The 19,073-nt window shown below is 55.7% G+C and carries 15 protein-coding genes and 1 tRNA gene; 10 read left to right on the forward strand and 6 right to left on the reverse strand.

Going from position 1 to position 19,073, the window contains the following annotated elements; translation table 11 throughout:
• Positions 1 to 22 precede the first annotated feature (22 nt).
• A complete protein-coding gene (locus tag B5D61_RS09100; protein ID WP_078813033.1) occupies positions 23 to 1,087 on the forward strand; it encodes a PA0069 family radical SAM protein in 1,065 nt (354 codons plus the stop codon).
• Positions 1,088 to 1,150: 63 nt separating this feature from the next.
• Complete coding sequence (locus B5D61_RS09105) at positions 1,151 to 1,927, forward strand: 3-keto-disaccharide hydrolase (RefSeq protein WP_217698948.1); 777 nt, start codon at positions 1,151 to 1,153, stop codon at positions 1,925 to 1,927.
• 74 nt (positions 1,928 to 2,001) lie between these two features.
• On the opposite strand, the gene B5D61_RS09110 is transcribed toward B5D61_RS09105, so the two are convergent.
• On the reverse strand, positions 2,002 to 2,442 hold the full coding sequence (locus B5D61_RS09110; RefSeq protein ID WP_078813035.1) for a DUF5069 domain-containing protein: 441 nt from the start codon (positions 2,440 to 2,442) through the stop codon (positions 2,002 to 2,004).
• Between the two features lie 265 nt (positions 2,443 to 2,707).
• Here B5D61_RS09110 and B5D61_RS09115 point away from each other — a divergent pair, with 265 nt between their 5' ends.
• Positions 2,708 to 4,759 (forward strand): sodium-translocating pyrophosphatase, encoded by a 2,052-nt coding sequence (locus tag B5D61_RS09115; RefSeq protein ID WP_078813036.1) that lies wholly within the window; start codon positions 2,708 to 2,710, stop codon positions 4,757 to 4,759.
• Positions 4,760 to 4,885: 126 nt separating this feature from the next.
• Here B5D61_RS09115 and B5D61_RS09120 read toward each other — a convergent pair whose 3' ends face one another.
• Positions 4,886 to 6,337: a sulfatase gene (locus tag B5D61_RS09120; protein WP_078813037.1), complete on the reverse strand. Its 1,452-nt coding sequence runs from the start codon at positions 6,335 to 6,337 to the stop codon at positions 4,886 to 4,888.
• 105 nt (positions 6,338 to 6,442) lie between these two features.
• Positions 6,443 to 6,652, reverse strand: a complete 210-nt coding sequence (locus tag B5D61_RS09125; RefSeq protein ID WP_078813038.1) for a DUF4032 domain-containing protein — start codon at positions 6,650 to 6,652, stop codon at positions 6,443 to 6,445.
• 148 nt (positions 6,653 to 6,800) lie between these two features.
• Between B5D61_RS09125 and B5D61_RS09130 the strand changes: the two genes are divergently transcribed.
• The 4 genes from B5D61_RS09130 to B5D61_RS09150 all read left to right on the forward strand — a co-directional run bounded on the left by B5D61_RS09130 (position 6,801) and on the right by B5D61_RS09150 (position 10,699).
• A tRNA-Thr gene (locus tag B5D61_RS09130) sits at positions 6,801 to 6,875 on the forward strand.
• Between the two features lie 11 nt (positions 6,876 to 6,886).
• Positions 6,887 to 7,804 (forward strand): hypothetical protein, encoded by a 918-nt coding sequence (locus tag B5D61_RS09135; protein ID WP_078813039.1) that lies wholly within the window; start codon positions 6,887 to 6,889, stop codon positions 7,802 to 7,804.
• A gap of 3 nt (positions 7,805 to 7,807) precedes the next feature.
• On the forward strand, positions 7,808 to 9,334 hold the full coding sequence (locus B5D61_RS26815) for a histidinol-phosphatase HisJ family protein (RefSeq protein ID WP_245846514.1): 1,527 nt from the start codon (positions 7,808 to 7,810) through the stop codon (positions 9,332 to 9,334).
• 216 nt (positions 9,335 to 9,550) lie between these two features.
• Positions 9,551 to 10,699 (forward strand): 6-phosphofructokinase, encoded by a 1,149-nt coding sequence (locus B5D61_RS09150; RefSeq protein ID WP_078813041.1) that lies wholly within the window; start codon positions 9,551 to 9,553, stop codon positions 10,697 to 10,699.
• Between the two features lie 132 nt (positions 10,700 to 10,831).
• On the opposite strand, the gene lysA is transcribed toward B5D61_RS09150, so the two are convergent.
• The 3 genes from lysA to B5D61_RS25655 form a co-directional block, all read right to left on the reverse strand.
• The gene (gene lysA / locus B5D61_RS09155) at positions 10,832 to 12,112 is read right to left on the reverse strand and encodes a diaminopimelate decarboxylase (RefSeq protein ID WP_078813042.1); all 1,281 of its coding nucleotides are present in this window, start codon (positions 12,110 to 12,112) and stop codon (positions 10,832 to 10,834) included.
• Positions 12,113 to 12,205: 93 nt separating this feature from the next.
• Entirely contained in the window at positions 12,206 to 12,670 is a 465-nt protein-coding gene (locus B5D61_RS09160) for a hypothetical protein (protein ID WP_078813043.1), read from the reverse strand.
• On the reverse strand, positions 12,667 to 12,879 hold the full coding sequence (locus tag B5D61_RS25655) for a hypothetical protein (RefSeq protein ID WP_139373156.1): 213 nt from the start codon (positions 12,877 to 12,879) through the stop codon (positions 12,667 to 12,669). The genes B5D61_RS09160 and B5D61_RS25655 overlap by 4 nt, the downstream gene beginning before the upstream one ends.
• 147 nt (positions 12,880 to 13,026) lie before the next feature.
• Here B5D61_RS25655 and B5D61_RS09165 point away from each other — a divergent pair, with 147 nt between their 5' ends.
• The 3 genes from B5D61_RS09165 (at position 13,027) to B5D61_RS09175 (ending at position 19,065) form a co-directional block, all read left to right on the forward strand.
• Positions 13,027 to 15,003: an alpha-1,4-glucan--maltose-1-phosphate maltosyltransferase gene (locus tag B5D61_RS09165; RefSeq protein ID WP_217698949.1), complete on the forward strand. Its 1,977-nt coding sequence runs from the start codon at positions 13,027 to 13,029 to the stop codon at positions 15,001 to 15,003.
• A 169-nt stretch (positions 15,004 to 15,172) separates the two neighbouring features.
• Complete coding sequence (locus B5D61_RS09170; protein ID WP_078813044.1) at positions 15,173 to 16,927, forward strand: response regulator; 1,755 nt, start codon at positions 15,173 to 15,175, stop codon at positions 16,925 to 16,927.
• Positions 16,928 to 17,133: 206 nt separating this feature from the next.
• On the forward strand, positions 17,134 to 19,065 hold the full coding sequence (locus B5D61_RS09175) for a sensor histidine kinase (protein WP_176159322.1): 1,932 nt from the start codon (positions 17,134 to 17,136) through the stop codon (positions 19,063 to 19,065).
• Positions 19,066 to 19,073 lie beyond the last annotated feature (8 nt).

Genomic DNA, 19,073 nt, shown 5'->3' on the forward strand with positions numbered 1-19,073 from the left:
CGGCTCGGTAAATCATGTGTTCATGAGAACACATGATTTACCCGTGAATCGTCCGCATGGCCGAGGAGCATTCGGGAATACGGAACAGCGGTTCTCGGCGCTCCAGATGAGTTATGATCCGGGAGAGGAACCGGAAAAGGTCGCCACCAAGTTTTTCCGCGATCACTCCAGCAGCATCATCAGTCACCACAAGAGCCCCGACTTACCGTTCGAGGCCAGTTTGAATCCCTATCGAGGGTGCGAGCATGGTTGCGCTTATTGTTATGCAAGGCCGACTCATGAATGGTTGGGGTGGTCGGCTGGTGTGGATTTCGAGTCGCGTATCTTGGTGAAGATGGATGCTCCGGCTTTGCTGCGGCAGGAACTGGCGCGAGACAAATACACACCGGAGCGGCTGTCGCTAAGTGGTGTGACGGATTGTTATCAACCTGCTGAAAAGCGGCTGCAAATCACCCGCGGATGCCTAGCCGTGCTGGCGGAGTGTCGGCATCCGGTGGTGATGATCACGAAGAATCACCTCATCACGCGGGACATGGATCATCTATCGGAACTTGCCCGGCATCAGGCCACGTCGGTTTACATCTCCGTCACTTCACTGGATGCTGATCTCGCACGTAAGCTGGAACCGCGGGCTTCGTCGCCCAAGATGCGCTTGGAGGCGATCCGTGCCTTGGCAGGGCAGGGGATACCTGTGGGAGTATCCGTGGCACCGATCATTCCCGGCCTCAATGACAGCGAGATCCCAGCTATTCTGCAGGCAGCCAAGGATGCCGGGGCCATGTTTGCAGGCTACACCGTGGTTCGCCTGCCTTTCAGTGTGAAGGATGTCTTCGCCGCATGGTTGCAGGAGCATTTTCCCGGGATGAAGGACAAGGTTCTCAACCGCATTGAGGAAACTCAAGGTCGCACGCTTTCGCACCCTGAGTTTGGGAAACGGCTGAAAGGGGTAGGAGTCTGGTCGCAGCAGATCGAACAGATCTTTAAGGTCTCCTTGAAGCGTGAGGGACTGCTGCATCGTCGGGCCGAGGTGACCGATGCGAATTTTCGTCGGCCTCGGGAGATTGGTGGGCAGATGGAGTTGTGGTGAGCATATGCAGGATGGGTTTTGCTGCTGAAACAAACGTTCGGCTTCATCGTATGGATGGGGCATATGTTCCGACCCACCTTGCCTCTGCTGTTTTTGTGTTTTGCTCTGTGCCTATCTGCGGAGGAGGTCCAACCACCGGAAGGTTTTAAAGCCATCTTCAATGGCAAAGATCTGAGCGGCTGGAGCGGCAGTAACAAATACTGGTCGGTGGAGGATGGCTGCTTGACCGGGGTGGCGGATGGCACGCTGGATTACAATCGCTTCATCACGTGGAAAGAGGGCAAGGTGAAGAACTTCGAACTGCGAGTGAAGGTGAAGGTCACTCCGGATGGCAACAGCGGTCTGCAATATCGCGGTCAAGAGCGCCCTGATCTCGGTGAATGGGTGGTGACCGGTTATCAGTGTGATGTGGTGCCCAAGCGCGCTGACTACAATGGCATGCTGTATGAAGAGCGTGGCCGCCGGATCCTAGCGCACACTGGAGAAAAGGTGGTCATTGATCCACAAGGCCAGCCGTGGGTGGTGGGAAAGATGCCTGTGCAGGAGTTCCCGGGTGACCAGTGGCATGACTACCGTGTGCTGGTGGAGGGAAACCATCACCGTCACTGGATCGATGGGGTGCAGACCGTGGATGTGGTGGACCTGGATGAAAAAGGTCGGGCACTGGAGGGCGTCATCGCCGTGCAAGTGCACGTCGGACCTGCCATGAAGATCCAGTATCGGGACTTTTTCTTGAAGGACTTGCCAGATGATCTGCCGCTCTTGACTGCCCAACAGGCCTCGATCTCCAGTGATGCCGTGAAGGTGGTGCCCCAGGGCGGGAAACCGAAGAAAAAGTGAACGAAAAACAAAAAGGACGACTGGAGGGCAGTCGTCCTTTTGTTTTGATTTAGAGGCCTAACAAGAGGCGGGGCTTACTTGATCTCCGTGGCCCAGAAAGTCTGCCAGTCATCGAGATTGTTTAGATCGACCGCGCCGGGGTTCACACCGCCATCATCAGGGAGCCCCACGGCTTCCAGGATGCCCTTGCGCACGTCATCGGTGTGGATGTAGCCCGTGACCGCCTGGTTGTGTTTGTAGATGTCGGCTGCGGTTAGCTTCACGCCGGGATAGTCACGCACCCAGGCTTCCAGTTGCACGTAGGTGGGCTTGGTGGCGATGAAGGAAAGGAAATCTTCTTCCTTGATGCCGAGGTGACCCAGGGTCATGCCATCGTAGCCCTTGCCGCAGCCCGGGTAGTCGGAGTGCAGTTTACCAGCGGCTGCCAGGGAGGCTTTCTGCCAGAGGCGTGGGAGATGCAGCACGCCGAGAGGGCCGGCGATGCCGGAGGAAACGAGAGGAACGATTTGGCTCATAGGGTTGGGGTAGTTAAGGTTGAGAAAGGTCGGAGTGATGAAGCCAGCCGAAGCCAGCTTGGATTTTAACGTCGGTTAAGGTGTCGTTGGCTCAAAGAATCCAAGAAAAGCCTGAATAAAGAACGCAAGGAAAGGCAAAAATGCGGATCAGGGCCCGTAGCTAGCTTTCTGGGCGTGAAAAGGCGTTGCCATACTTTTCGCAACCGCTAGACTCGCGCCCTTTATTCCCCCGGTTCCAACCAGCCGGTTTCTTCAGACAACCTCCATGAACTCGCTCCTTCTCGATCAAGGCGTCCTGGTTTCCATTGCTCTGGCAGTGGTAGGCCTGGCCTTTGCCGTCCTGCTCATCCGCCAAATTTTGGCCTCCTCTCCCGGTAATGAAAAAATGGCCGAGATCGGCGGTGCCATTCAGCAGGGAGCGAAAGCTTACCTGAACCGCCAGATCCGCGCAGTGGGTCTCATCGCGGTGGTCATTTTCGTGATCGTCTTTATGACCCGTGGCGGGCTCTCCAGCGTTGGATTCGTGATCGGCGCGGTGTGCTCCATGATCGCAGGTTACATCGGCATGATGATCGCGGTGCGGGCCAACGTGCGCACGGCTTGGGCGGCCAGCGTCGGTTCTCATCCGGCATTGAAGGTGGCCTTCAACGGCGGTGCTGTGACGGGCTTGCTTGTCGTGGCTCTGGGTCTGCTCTCCGTCGGTGGTTTCTTCCTGGTGGTCGAAAAGATGGCGGGTGCCAAAGCTGCGATTGATTCCCTGGTGGGTCTGGCGTTGGGGAGCTCTCTGATTTCCGTTTTCGCCCGTCTCGGCGGTGGCATCTACACCAAGGCCGCTGACGTAGGTGCTGACCTCGTGGGCAAAATCGAGCAGAACCTGAACGAAGATGATCCCCGTAACCCAGCCACCATCGCCGATAACGTGGGTGATAACGTGGGTGACTGCGCGGGCATGGCTGCTGACGTGTTTGAAACCTATGCGGTCAGTCTGATCGGTGGTGTCTTGGTCGGCCACCTGACGGGGCCCGAAAACAACCACGCTGTGTTGGTTTATCCCTTCGTGCTCTGCGGTCTGGCCATCATCGCCTCTCTCCTCGGAATCGGGTGGGTGAATTTTGTGAAGCAGAAAGCTACCGCCTCTCTTGTCAGTGGTGTGGTTGTCGCTGGGATCGTCTCTGCGGGACTCTTCAAGTGGGCAACGGATGCCATGTTCCCCGAAGCAGTGCTGATGGCCGGTAAGATTGTCTCTGCGGATGACCTGTTTTACTGTGCATTGATCGGCATCGTCATGACCTTCGCCGTGGTGTGGATCACCAACTACTTCACCAGCACCGCTCATGCTCCGGTGCGTCGTATCGCTAAAGCCTCCGAGACTGGCCACGCGACCAACATCATCGCGGGCATCAGTGTCGGTCACCACGCCACCTTGCTGCCTGTGCTGGCCATTGCAGCCTCTATCTGGGGCACCTGGGAAATGGGCGGTCTATATGGCATCGCCATCGCGGTGGTTTCCATGCTCAGCCTGAGCGGCATCATTATTTCTCTCGATGCTTTTGGTCCCATCACCGACAACGCGGGTGGTATCGCTGTGATGTCCGGCCTGCCTGAAGACGTGCGTAAGATCACCGACGAACTGGATGCCGTGGGGAACACGATGAAAGCCGTGACCAAAGGTTACGCCATCGCCTCCGCCGGTCTCGCTGCCATGGTGCTCTTCGGCTCCTACGTGGAAGAGGTGAAAGCCTTCCTGAACCTGGAGGTGTTGGTCTTTGACCTGATGAATCCGAAAGTGATCATCGGTATGTTCATTGGCGGTCTGCTGCCTTACCTGTTCACGGCCTTTGGGATGGATGCTGTGGGAAGCGCTGCCGGTGCGGTGGTGCGTGAAGTGCGCCGCCAGGTGGCTGCCAAGCCTGGTATCCTGACGGGCCAAGACGTTCCTGAATACGGTCAGTGCGTGGACATCGTGACCAAGGCTGCTCTGCGTCAGATGATCGTGCCTGCTCTCTTGCCGATCGTGTTCGTGGTTGGTGTCGCTTTCCTGGGCAAAGAAGCACTGGGTGGTCTGCTCATCGGCACCATCGTCACCGGTCTGTTCGTGGGTATTGCGATGACCAGCTCCGGCGGTGCTTGGGATAACGCTAAGAAGTATGTGGAAGAAGGCAACCATGGTGGCAAAGGCAGCTTTGCCCACGCCGCAGCCGTTACAGGTGACACTGTGGGTGACCCCTACAAAGACACCTCCGGCCCTGCCGTGAACCCGATGATCAAGGTTGTTAACGTCCTGGCCATCCTGGTCATCCCGCTGTTCTTCAAATAATCTGCGACGACAAGCTCTTTTGAGAAAGGCAGCCCGAGCAGGGCTGCCTTTTTTTATGCCCTTATGTGGCGAGGTTGGTGAGAGAGGGCCAAGGCATTTCAGGCGTCTGGCCTTGGCTCGTTGTGGTCACTCTGATTTCGCCTTCGCTTTGCTTTTCTTGGGTTTGCTCACTTCAGAGGCTCCCACTTCTTTTTTCCAAGCGTGAAGCTTATCCAAGAGGCGCTGAGTGTCTTCCGGCCTTTCGCTGGCAAGGTTCGTTCGCTCTTCTACGTCGGTTTTCAAATCATAGAGTTCGATGCGTTTTTCCTCGGGAAACTCAACGAGCTTGAGATCACCGTCGCGAATGGCGGATGAAAACAGGTCTCCCGTGCTGGTCGGGCGCGGGGCCGGATTGTGCCAGTAGAAGGTCTGGCGTGCAGGAGCAGAGCCGCCTTGGAGTAAGGGAGTGAGGCTCACCCCATCGAGATGCTCTTGAGGACGCAAGGGCAGGCCTGCCATGTCTAGAAGCGTGGGGTAAAGGTCCGTGGTGATGACTGGGACGGCAATTTCAGTGCCCGCTTTCGTCTTGCCCGGCCAACGGACGAGCAGGGGAATGCGTAGCCCACCTTCGTAAAGATGTCCTTTTCCAGCACGCAGCGGCCGATTTGAGGTGGCCACCTCGCGTTTGCCTCCGCGAGCGGAAAGTCCGCCATGATCGCTGGCCAAAATGACGATGGTCTTGTCGGCGATACCTAACCGATCCAAGGTGTTTAACAGACGTCCCACCCCATGATCCACACTCTCAATCATGGCAGCATAGGTGGCGTTGTTCTGCACCAGGGAGTTTTCCCCCGCGCTTTCTTTTTCAAATTCGGCCGCGGCCTTGGGCATACCGTCGAGCTTACTTTGATAGCGCTTGGTGAGATGTTTCTTGGCTTCAATCGGTGTGTGAACCGCATAGTGCGCCAGTACGGCACAGAAGGGCTGATCCGCGTTGTTCTCGATGAATTTGATCGTCTCGCTGGTGAGGCGATCTGTGAGATATTCACCTTTGGGGGCATCATCGAGGCCAACGATGGGATCCTTTTCTTCTTTGCCTCTCCCACCCTCTGTACTTGATTTCGTATAGGGTGCGAAGTGGGATCTCGTGGCTCCGGCGGCACCGGCTGCGACAGTGGTTTCGTAACCGACTTTGTCTGGGTTCGATTCACCATCGCCCAGGTGCCACTTGCCGCAGTAAAAGGTGCGATAACCGGCTGCTTGGAAAGCGGCGCCAAAAGTGCTGTCTCGCCCAGGCTCCACATGCGGGCTATCTTTTAGGCCCTGGACACGTGCCGGATACTTCCCGGTCATGATGGCATAACGTGAAGGCACACAGCGTGGATAAGCCACATAAGCTTGCGTGAGCTTGGCGCCGCTGGCCGCCAGTTTATCCATGTTGGGGGTTTCGTAGAGAGTTGACCCGTAGCCGCTGAGGTCACGAGCACCGAAGTCATCGACCAAAATGAAAAGAATGTTGGGCTTGGTTTCGTCTGCCGAGACTGAGACCGAGGAGAGGGCCGCGTAGAGGGCCAGCGCACAGAGGAAAAACGGCTTCATCGTTAGGTTGAATGAAGCCCAAACGTCAAAAGGGCAGCCGTATTGCCAAAAGCTTGATGGGTGCTGGTGATGTTTCGGGGCTGTGATCAACGCCAGGGTGGCGTCTCAATTCGCGGCAGCACCTTTTGCCCGAGCCATTTTCTCATTTCGATGCCGCCGCCACTCAGCCCGGTGGTTCTGGGCCCATTCATTGAGGGCGCGTTCGAAGCCCACATCTTTGCCTTCCTTTTCACTCACGATCCACTTGTGACGCAGGATCTGGTCAAGTTCCGCTTTAAATTCCGCGTAGGCATTGGGTGGTTGGGAGATTGGCATTTCTAGTTTCTATACGTTCGGGCAGCATAGGCGGTTTGCAATGTGTAAGGACGCCTTCACTAGGGATAAAATTGAGCCGGGCAAAGAAAGGGAATGACAAATCAGAGGCCCGAGTTATATCTTGCTGACTCACCGAAACGCAGCACGCGCCGGAGTAGCTCAGTGGTAGAGCATCGCATTCGTAATGCGAGGGTCGCGGGTTCGAATCCCGCCTTCGGCTCCACTCGTCAGGCAATGACTCCAGTTTCCGAGAAGCCACGCGCCAGCCGCAACCGTCGGCAGGAGGGCATATTGGGTCTCGTCGCGAAGAAACTCTCTGGTGCTGCAGTCGTTGTGATCGCTATTGCAGTGCTGTTTTACATGCTGATTCACCGTTTGGAGCGCAGCCCACCGGTGCAGCCGGAGTATGATGTAAACCGGAAATCAGCGGAAGCCCAGCCCGAGCAACCAGAGGGAAAGATGGCCTCTTCCCTCGTCGAGCCTCAAGAGATGGTGCAAGGCATTCCCGACATCGAGAGCAAACGCCCACTCATTGAGGTCGCCCTGCGTGGTTTTTTCGAAGCTAAAAATGTCGAGGACAAGCTAGCTTGGTCCAGAGATCCTCTCCGGGTTCGGCCGCTGATGCAGAAGTATTATCGCCGGCATCGCTTGGCAGCCAAAAAGGTAATCGGGGTGGGATCTTGCGTGTCCGTTCAGGAAAAAGGCCACCGCTTGGGCTACGTGCAGGCCCTCTTTGGTCCGGATGACAGCGTCAGCTTGATCATTGAGGAGGGGGAGGATGGCCAAATTCAGGCGGATTGGGAAAGCCTCGTGAGATTCAATGAAATGGAATGGGGTGATTTTCTTCGCCAAAAACCCGAGACGCCTACACTTTTCCGAGTGTTGGCCACCAAGCATGAAAACCGAGCTGATGGAAGCCATGAGTGGTTAGAACTCATTTGTCCCGGCCAGGAGTTTGCCTTGAAGGCCTTTTTCGACCGGAAAGACCCACAATTTCAGCCTTTGCTAGATCAACTTCAGTTAGGCGGATGGAAAAGAGTTCCGCTAACGCTGAGACTGTGTTATTCGAAACACAAATCGGAATCTGACGCGGCCTGTATCGCAGGAAGTGAAGGTAAAGGCTGGTTGATACTAACAGACAGGAGGAGTTAACAAGTGAGCAAGACACCCCCATCCAAGTCCAAGGTGGCCAAGAAAAAAGCAGCGGCCCCTGCCAAGTCCATCCCCCCTTCGAAAAAGACAGCTTCTAGGCCAGCGGCAAAAAAAACGGCGTCAAAAAAAGGAGCCCCTGCTAAGGCCAAGTCAGCTCCCCCCGCCAAAAAAGCGGCTGCTTTGAAGAAAAAGGTCGCCGCTAAAAAAAGCGCACCCACCCCGACCAAGAAAAGCGCTTCTCCCAAGGCTGCCCCTCCTGGGAAGAAAACCAGTCCGGCTCGAAAAGTCCCACCTGCGAAAAAGGGCGTGGTGAAACAGGCACCCCCTGAGAAAAAGGCTATCCCCGCCAAGAAAGTAACTCCGTCTAAAAAGGTGGCTCCTGCTAAAAAAGCCGCGCCTACCAAACAGCTAGTCAAGAAAGTGGCGGTCAAGGGACCGGTGAAAAAGGCTGTCGTTCAGAAACCTGAGCCCGTGGCTAAGCAAGAGGTCGTCAGCACGGCGGCTGCTCAAGCTCAAGCCGCTCCCGCCCCTGCGCCAGTCCCAGCAGTCAAGTCTCCTCCGGCTCCCGCCTCTGTGGCTCAGAAGCCGAAGGCCAAAGGCAAAGAGAAGGTGGCTCCGACGGCGACTCTCGACGTCTCGCTACCTCCCCCCCAGCGGCCGGTCCTCTCGGACGAGAAACCCGTCGCGGATAAATCTGGCGCATTGTTTTACGATTCCCACATGCACACTCCCCTATGCAAACATGCTTGGGGTGAGCCTGAAGAGTATGCCGCCCAGGCTTTGAAGTCAGGGCTCAAAGGCATCATCTTCACCTGCCATTGCCCGATGCCGGATGGCTTCTGGCCCAGTGTGCGCATGTCTAACAGCGAGTTCGATACCTATGTGGAAATCGTCCGCCGCGCCGCGGAGGCTTATGCGGGGCGGCTCGATGTCTGTCTCGGGTTGGAGAGCGAGTTCTTCCCCGGTCATGAAAAGTGGATCTCCGAACTGCATAAGCGCGCGGATTTTGATTACATTCTCGGAGCCGTGCATTGGCAGTCGAAAGACTACCTAACCAAGTTTGAAACCGGAACGATTGAAAACTTCCGCCGCATTTACTTCGAGCATCTGGCTCAGAGTGCAGAGACGGGGCTTTATGATTGCTTAGCACATCCAGACTTGGTGAAGAATTATCATCCCGATTCTTGGTGCTTCGCTATCATTAAAGATACCGTGGCGGGTGCGCTGGACCGCATTGCCAAAACCGGTGTGGCCATGGAGTTGAACACGTCCGGATTGAACAAGAGCTACCCGGAGATGAATCCTGGAAACGAGATGCTGCGCATGATGGCGGAGCGTGGTATCCCTGTCGTCTTAGGAAGCGATTCCCACAAAGCTGTCCGAGTCGGCGAACACTTCATCACCGCGCTGAATAATCTGGCGGAAGCTGGTTACGAAAACGTGAGTTACTTTAAGAAGCGTCAGAGGATTGATCTCAAGATCAATGATGTGCTCGCCAGCATCCGCAAGGCGATTGACGCAAATGGGTGATTCCTACCGAATCTCACGATGAAAAGCTCCAGGGTATCCCCGGAGCTTTTTAAGGCGGAGGCTACCTAGCGGAAAGTGACTGATCACTGACGTTGCTATCAGGCCATCGCGAGGGTGCTTACGAGGGCCGTTTTTAGGGTTGATTTGAAAGTGTAAAAAGTGTCGTAGCCGCTGCTTGCGGGAGGGCCCCGCCCTCGCTATGAGGCAGGCTTCCAAATGACTTCCTCTTTTCCTGAAAGCCCCGTAGCCGTCCTGTGCAGTGGCGGTGATGCCCCTGGCATGAACGCCTTTCTGCGCGCTGTGGTTCGCCTGGGCCTGAATCGCCATCATGTCCCGGTCTTGGGGATCCGAGACGGTTATCGCGGGCTCGTCAGGGCAGCTAAGTTGGCCAATGTGGATAGCGAATCTCTGGTGCGTTTGAAGCAAGAAATCACCAACAATCCTGGCAAACGGGGATTGATCGATTCTCAGCAGTCCATCATCCAGATGGATCACGCCAGCGTCAGCGGCATCATGGGCAAAGGCGGCACGATTTTAGGCTCCGCTCGCTGCTTGGATTTCCACAAGCGCGAGGTGCGTGACAGTGTGGTGAAATTGCTGAAAGACCTCGGTGTCCGCGCTCTGGTGGTGGTGGGTGGTGACGGCTCTCTGACCGGCGCGCGCCTATTGGCTGAGGAGAGTGATCTGCGCATCATCGGCGTGCCGGCGACGATTGATAACGACCTTCAGTTTACCGAAATGGCACTGGGGGTGGATACGGCTGTGCATACGTTGGTCTGGGCCGTGGATCACTTCATCGACACAGCACGCAGCCATCGCCGTGTGATGGTCCTGGAAACAATGGGGCGTGAAAGCGGCGATCTTGCTCGTATGGCCGCATTGGCTTCGGGAGCGGAAATGGTGATTACCCCTGAGATAGGGGCCCTTACCGCAGAGAAGATGGCGGCTTATGCCGAGGAGATCGAAGGTGCGATGACCCGTGGCCGCGGTCATGCCATCGTGCTCATTGCCGAAGGGGTGAAGTTTGATCCGCCTCAGACCCGCAATGGAGCTTATGTGTTGCGAGATGCCTTCCAGAACTACTTTGAGCGTGAAGGGGCTCCTTTCCAAGACCTCGAAGTTCGTCCTTCTGTGCTCGGTCACTTGCAGCGCGGGGGGCACGCCACTCCGGGAGATTGTATTCTGGCGGCTCGTTTTGCGGAAGAGGCCTGGAAATCGATCCTTAACCACGATAACGAGAACGGCATCACTGCCCTGCAACATAACAAGGTGACCATCGTGCCCTTCGGCTGTGAAGACATGCCTGAACGTGCCGAGACCTCAAGTGCGATGGATCGTCTGCATGACGATCTGGCATCTTGGTAGTGGACTGATCAGAGCCTGTCATTCTCTTGGAATGACAGGCGTATTGTTGAGTTGGGGTTTGGGCTCTTGGCTAAAAAAACATCCGGGGCCAGCATCGAACTAGCACCCGGATGTGAAAGGATGAGGATGGGGTTAGACTGCCTCTGAGCATTCCGCTTTGAGCAGATCTTCCAGGGTCTCACGGCGGGAGATCATTTCGACGGTGCCATCTTTCTCTAACCAGAGTTGAGGAGCTTTGCCGATGGAGTTGTAATTGCTGCTCATGGCATAACCATAAGCTCCGGCATCGTGAAGCACGAGAAGGTCACCCGCCTGGGGGCTGGGGAGTTGCCGAGGCTGGAGAAGCTCCTGATCATCGCGGGTGAAGACGTCGCCGCTCTCGCAAAGGGGGCCTGCGACGACAATAGGTTCCAGAGGCCGATCAGCACCATCCTGCGGGATGACGGTGATCCGATGAAAGGAACCATACATGGCGGGGCGGACCAGATCCACGAAGCCGGCATCCACCATGGCGAACTTCACGCCAGAACCCTTCTCGTTATTCTGGGTCTCTTTGATGTCGGTGACACGAGCGACGAGATCGCAGGTCGGCGCCACATAGTAGCGTCCGGGTTCGATCTCGAGACGGATCTCGCGGCCCGCTGCTTTGCAGAGAAGGGCGTGGCAGTTGGCAAACAAGTCCTTCAGACGATCCAGAGGGACTTTGGCGGAAGGATCGCGGTAATTGTGTGGGATACCACCGCCCAAGCTCACTGCACGCAGGTCAGGAAGCTGTGGGACGAGTTCCGCATATTCCTCGGCGAGACGGGTAAGGTTTTCCACCAACTCATCAAACTGCGGACCACTGCCGATGTGCGCGTGCAGCATGTAGATGGGGAAGCCTGCTGCTTTGGCCTGCTCCGCAATTTTAGTAAAGTCTTCAAACCAGATGCCATGCTTAGAGCTGGGGCCACCTGTATCGCAAGCATTGACGTGACCATGGCCGAAGCCTGGATTCAGACGGATGGAGATGCCGCCTTTGTAGCCTGCTTTGGCCAAGTCCTGAATCTGTCCTGGGCTGCCGATGTTCGGCAGGACATTGTGCTTGAGAACGACGTCGAGAGCGTTGTCGCGGAAGACATCGCAGGTGAGGCACACCTGAGCGGGCTCTTGTCCTCCAGGATAACCTGCGGCCAGAGCGCGCAGCACTTCATTGCCGGAGACGGCATCAATGCCGATCCCTGCGGCGTGCATTTCCTTCAGCACCTTGGTGGCGGGGCAGGACTTCATGGCGAAGCGCGCGTGCACCCCGGGCGTGCTGGTGATGTATTGGATGTCCGCGATCCGTTTGCGCAGCAGTTCCGCATCGTAAATCCAGAACGGTGTGCCCACTTTTTGTGCCAGGGCAGGGAGGAGGTCGGTCGTCGGGGTCATGAAAAAAATGAGCCTGTGGGATAGTCTGCCCCGTCGTTATACGCAAGTGCTCTGTGTGGGCAGATCCTGGAAAGCGCTGGTTCTGGACCGGCTTTAATCCGTCACCTTGGTTTCCGCTTCCAAGGCCTCTCGCTCGAAGGGAGCGGCCGCGTAGCCGTTTTCGATGCACTGCTTCAAGTATTCCTCCAGGAAGGGTTCGATACCCCCGAGCCTCTCATACTGGCAAACATGAGCGAATTCGTGTGCGAGAAGCTGTCGGCTGCCCCAGCAGTCCTCTCGGATGTAGATGCCGTGACCTGCGGTGAGGCCGGTCGAGTGAGCGGAAATCAGACCGACGCTCCTACCTGCACTGTCAAGGAAAGGATTGTCAGGCTTGGGGATGGTGGAGACTGGCAAGAGCCGGATTTTTTCAGGGCAGCTCACTCCGATCAGGTAGGCGTCTTGGATCTGCTCGTCGGACAATAGGTGACCGTGTTCCAAGATATGCTTCTCTTGCTCCTCAGCCCACAATGTGGCCAAGGGGATGATCACCGGGAGTTGCTCCAGAAGCTGATTCATGACCTGCTGCGCTCGGCTCTATTCTCTCGCAGTTTTTGACCCACTAGCACCACACAAATCGCGGCTGCACCTGCGGCCAAGGCTCGCTGCCATGATTCGGTGAATTGCTCACGCTCGCCCATCAATGCCCCCGCGATCAGGCAACCGAGCACAACTTGGACGGCTTGTTTCAATGACGCAAACCGAGGGGAAGCGAAGCGTGTGTTCATAGGAGTGTGGCTTATTCCTGGAGAGGGAAAAACAGCTGGTGGATCAAACTAATGACAGACGCTGAGGATGTCCATGACAAAAATGATGGCCGCAGGTGCGGTGGGAAAGCTACTCAGCCGATGTTTGCATCTGAGAGCTTCCTGTTCATGTTCGCAGGATTCATGCCCGCCACAGCCGCTCACGCTCCTACTGTCGTCATCGAGAATTTCTATCCCTGCATCGAAGGGGGCCGTCATCCGATCAAACGTATCGTCGGTGAGCCTCTACAGCTATGGTGTGACATCTTTACGGATGGACATGTGGTGATGTCGGCCGTGCTGAAGTGGCGTCAGCTCGGCACCCGACGCTGGTATGAAAGCCGGATGACCCCGACGGACAATGATCGCTGGCAGGGCCTGTGCCAGTTCGATAGCATTGGCCGCTGGGAATATACCGTTGAGGCTTGGGCCGATACTTTCCGGGGCTGGAAGAAGACCTTTGCGGTGCGTGTGCAGGCTGCGGATCCAGATGTGCCGATCGAAGCCCTCGAAGGGGCTCGCCTGCTGAAGGAAGCTGCTTTGCGTGCGCGTCCAGGCGCTGCTGATGCAGCGAGTCAGCTCGAAGAAGTGGCGGAGCTTCTGGAAAAGCTCCCTCCTCAGGAAGTGATGGAGGTTTTGTTGTCTGAAGATCTTCAGAAGCTGATGGACGCCTATGCGGATCGCAGCCTCTCAACCACTTCTGAGCCTTTGAAAGTCATTGTGGAACGGGAGCGAGCCCGGTTCTCGGCGTGGTATGAGTTCTTCCCACGTGGAGCGGAAGGGCGCGCGGATAAGCACAGCACTTTTCGTGATTGTTTGCCTCGGCTGGATGATGCCAAAGCGATGGGCTTTGATACCATCTATTTCCCACCGATTCATCCCATCGGGATCACTGCGCGGAAAGGGAAGAACAATACCCTCATAGCCGATGAAAATGATGTCGGTAGTCCTTGGGCCATCGGTGGGCCAGCGGGGGGGCACCGGGCTGTGGAACCCGCTCTCGGCACGATTGAGGATTTCGTCTGGCTGGTGAAGGAAGCTAACCATCGCGGTCTGGAGATCGCCATGGACTTTGCCATCAATTGCTCCCCTGACCATCCCTACGTGAAGGATCACCCCGAGTGGTTTTATCAGCGCCCTGATGGCAGTATCCGCTATGCGGAAAATCCGCCGAAGAAGTATCAGGACATCTATCCCCTGAATTTCCACTGTGCAGACTGGAAAAACCTCTGGAAGGAACTGATCGACGTGGTGCTTTTCTGGGTGGACAAAGGAGTGAAGGTCTTCCGTGTCGATAACCCCCACACGAAGCCGGTTTCCTTCTGGGAAGAGTTGATCTCCACTGTGCAGCGCAAGCATCCTGAGGTGATCTTCTTGGCCGAAGCCTTCACCAAACCCAAGATGATGCAGGTGCTGGGTAAGGTGGGGTTCACCCAGAGCTACACCTATTTCACGTGGCGTGAGGATAAGTGGAGCCTGACAGACTACGCTAAGGAGCTGACTCAGGGAGAGATGCGCTGGTTTTACCGAGGCAACTTCTGGCCGAATACACCTGATATTCACCCCTACTACCTGCAAAATGCCCCGGCGAGCATCTTCCGGTTGCGTGCTGCTCTGGCGGCAACTCTTTCCAGCACCTGGGGCATGTATGCCGGCTATGAAATCTGTGAAAACGAGCCGCTTCCAGGGAAAGAGGAGTATCTGGACTCTGAAAAGTTCCAACTTCGTCAGCGCGACTACGATGCTCCTGGTAATATCAAAGGATTCATCGCTCGGTTGAATTCCATCCGCCGGGATAATCCGGCCATGCATCTGTATGACAATCTCGTCTTCCACGGAGCGGATCACGACCAGATGATGTGCTACAGCAAATGCACGCCAGATTTCAGCAACCGGATGCTCTGTGTCGTGAGTCTGAACGGCCATGATATGGTCTCGGGCATGGTGCATCTGGATCTGGCAGCGCTCGGGTTATCCTCGGATCAGCCTTACCGTGTGCGAGATCTGATGCACGGCACGGTTTACATTTGGCAGGGCTCCCACAACTACGTTTCGCTGCATCCTACAGGAACGAGTCTGCACGTGTTCAAGGTGGAACCGCAATAAGCGAGACTTGCTGGACAAAATAGGCGGGGATTGGCACCTGATTAGTGAAATAGCTAAGTAAAACCATGTATCCAACCTCTGGTGGGATGACAGATAGGGTCAGGATAAATATCCTGGTAATTATGAAAATTCTATTTGTGTGGAAAAATAATGAACTTAGCTTTTTCGCATGCATACCTCCCAGCCACTCGGCAAGCTACCCGCCAAATACCAGGTGCTGATCGCGTCAGCCGCTGAGAGCACCACGCGTCTTTTGCAGCCTCTCCAGCATATCGGTCAGACGGAGGGCGTGACGGACAGTGGTGGGCTCTTCGTGCTTCCACGGCAGCGTTTCGTTTTTCACCCCCTTGAGCACAATGTGCTGAACATTGTCCTGCGGAGTTTTCAAGCCGACACACCCGTGGCGGTGGTGATTGTGGATGTACAGCCAGGGACGGAGAGCACGGCAGAGCAGTTGATCAATGCGCTGTATCACGCGGATGGCACCCTCGGCGTCATCGTTTTGTTGGGAGAAGGAGCGTCACTCTCGGCCACACTTTTGGAACAGATCACGCACAGCCCCCGGCTCACTTTCGTGCAGATGCCCGGCACTCTGCCGCAGATTTTCCAGATCGTTAAAATCATGCTCATGTCTTGGCATGCGCAGCGTCGATTGGCTGACCCTGCGGCTAATAAGGCCGCTGAAACGGGGGCTGCTGCTTTAGGCGGGCATCTCGCGCCGGATGTTCCCGTGGAAGCTCCGCCGATGCATCTGGAGATCGTAGGCAGTCTGGCGGCAGGCATTGCCCATGAGTTTAATAACGTTTTGACCGTGATTCAAAGCCAGATGGACATGGCGATGAAGCAGGCTGGCGAGGTGCCTGGCGTACTCAATCTCCTGACTCAGGTGATGGAGACGGCCCGCAGTGCTTCGACCTTGTCTCGCAAACTGGTCTCGTTTACTCCCGATGAAGGCAGTTCTCCGGCGGCAGTGGATTTGACGGCTTCGTTAAAGGAAGAAGTCATGCTGCTGAATAAAACGTTAGGGGATCACTTTACCCTTGAGGTCAGTCATTCGGCCGACCTGCCCAAAGTTTGGGCGGATCCCTCGACGATCAGTCAACTCATCATCAACGTTGCTTTGCATGCTCGCAATGGTATGCCGGACGGGGGCCGCCTCCAGATTTCCACCAGCAAGATCTCCCACCAGACCGGCTGCAAATTTGCGCGATTGTTTCCCGAAGCAGCTCATGGCGACTATGTCATGCTCACCATTGAGGACCCGAATCCATCCGACGAAGTCTCTGTGACAGATCCGAGTCAGGTGGTCGTCACCCTACCGCCTTCGGTTCAGCGTGCCGCCGATGACCGACTCGCCTGGATTCAGCGCACGATCCAGGCTGCAGGTGGTGGGCTCAATGTGACTCTATTGCCTGGGATGGTTAGGCTTTATCAGTTGTTATTCCCCTTGGCATCCGATCATCAGGAAGAAGGGGATGTCGCAGAATCGGCTCCCCACTCTTCCCCACCTATCCCTGAGATCATCTCTGGAGAAGTGCCGCCGTCCACCGTATTGGTGGTGGATGACGATGACACAATTTGCATGATCATGAGCCAAGTTTTGGCGACAGAGAAACATCGTGTGCTGACAGCAAAAAGCGCGGACGAGGCATGGCAGCAGTGGTGTAAGCATCGCAGTTCCATCAAACTGCTCATTACCGACATCAATATGCCCGGCGGTGCCAATGGAGTGGCGTTGGGGCATGCCATCCAAGAGCAGGATGGTTCCGTGCCTGTCATTTACACCAGCGGACACCGTGCAGTGCATCAGTTTGCGGAATTGGAGGTAGGGACCAATTACCTGCCCAAGCCTTTTGGGATGAACGATCTCCTGGCTGTGGCCAACCGCGCTTTGATGTCTCATCGTAGCCATGGCTTAAGCTGATTGCACGTTGGGGATACAATCACTTAACTCATGCCGCCTGAACCATGAAGGGCTCTTCAGGTGGCCTGAGCAGTTTGATAAATTTAAACATCAAAGATAATCTGAGGTAAGAAACCTTGGTCTTTATCAAATATTTAGGTCATAAGTCTTGACCGCAGGCAATTATCTTGTTGGTATTCCTCATGGCGAGGCGGCAGACATGGTCCATGCGCACGTTGTTACCGGGCATCTCGCCAGCAGCGAGCGGCCTCGCTATCCTGACGGCTGGCCTCGTGCTTGTAGGTTGGGCGTTGGATATTGAATCGTTGAAGCGTGTATTCCCCGGGTTGGTCTCGATGAATCCACTTACGGCCATTGCCTTTTTGTTGGCGGCCGTTTCCCTTGAAATACAGAGAAAAAGTGGACTGGGACGTTACAATTTGTGGGCGGAGATTCCAGCGGTCATCGTTCTGATCATCGGGGGGCTCCGCTTGATCGGGTATGTCTTCGATTGGTCTTGGGGATTGGATCAAATCCTGTTTTCTGACAAGCTGGTGAATGACCAATCCGGCCAAGACAACCGCATGTCCCCGAATGCCGCTTTGGGGTTTGCTTTTCTTGGAACGGGTTTAGCCCTTGTGAATCTCCGCACCCGCAGCGGTTTTCGCCCCGCAGAGATCTGCGGGGCATCCGTGCTGGCCATCTCGCTCCTCGCCCTTTTAGGCTATCTCTACAGGGTCACTTGGCTCTATGAGTTTGGAGCTTTCATTCCCATGGCCTTACACACGGCCGTGTTGTTTCAAGTGCTGGCGGTTGGCCTCCTGTGTGTCAGACCGGAGAGAGGTTGGATGGCATTCATTATTAGCGACAGTCCGGGAGGCTCGTTGGTCAGGCATCTTTTCCCGCTATTGGTTCCCGTTTTGGTCGTGCTCGGTTGGGCACGCTTAGCAGGGGAGCGGCATGGCTACTTTGAGGCCGAGATGGGCACCACCCTTTATACTATTACCACGATCTCCATGGTCAGCAGTCTCATCTGGTGGAGTGCTCGATCCTTGCACCGGTCCCACAAGCAAAGGATCCGGGTCGAGAAAGAACTTGAGGGTTTTTTTACCGTCTCGCTCGACATGCTGTGCATCGCCAGCAAGGATGGTTATTTCAAGCGGATCAATCCCGCTTTCAGCCAAACACTTGGCTATACTGAGGAGGAGCTACTCTCCCGGCCCTTTGTCGAGTTCGTGCATCCCGAGGATCTGGAGCGCACTCGGGCTGAGACGGGGCAGGTAAGCGGCGGGCAGTCCTCGGATCATTTTGAGAACCGCTATCTCTGCAAGGACGGTTCCTGGAAGTGGCTGTGGTGGAAGGGGCGTAATCTCGAGGAAACCGGCCTGATCTATGCCACTGCCCGTGACATCACCGAACAAAAAGAAGCGGAAGAAAAGATCCGCCGCCTGAACCGCATGCTCGAAGAAAGAGCTGCGCAGTTAGACGCAACGAATCAAGAATTGGAAGCCTTCAGCTATTCCGTTTCGCATGATCTCCGTGCACCTCTGCGAGGCATTGCGGGATTTGCCCAGGCCCTGGAGGAGCATGCGGACGCGTCTTTGGATGACACTGCTCGAGGTTACCTTATGCGGGTAAGGCGGGCCGCAGACCGAATGGGAAATTTGATTGATGATCTGCTGAAGTTATCCCGCCTGACTCGGGCGGAAATGAACCTTCAAAAAGTGAACCTCAGTGACATGGCCGAGTCTATCCTCACGCAATTGAAACAGCGCGAGCCTGATCGGCAGATCAAGTGGAAGATCAGTCCAGAAGTCACAGTGCATGCAGACGCGGCTCTGATGCGCATCTTGTTGGAAAACTTGTTGGAAAATGCCTGGAAATTTACTTCCAAGAAGGCGGATGCGTTGATCGAATTGGGCGCTCAGATAGGAACTGAAAGCGAGCAGGTCTGTTATGTGAGGGACAACGGCGTGGGTTTTGACATGCGTTATGCCTCGAAACTCTTCGGTGCCTTTCAGAGATTGCATTCCATGGTGGAGTATCCTGGAACGGGCATCGGCCTAGCGACTGTTCAGCGCGTGGTTCGTCGTCATGGCGGGCGTGTTTGGGCGGATGCCAAGTTAAATGTAGGCTCGACATTCTACTTTGTGGTATAACTCTTTTT

The organism is Prosthecobacter debontii (genome assembly GCF_900167535.1).
Taxonomy (GTDB): Bacteria; Verrucomicrobiota; Verrucomicrobiia; order Verrucomicrobiales; family Verrucomicrobiaceae; genus Prosthecobacter; species Prosthecobacter debontii.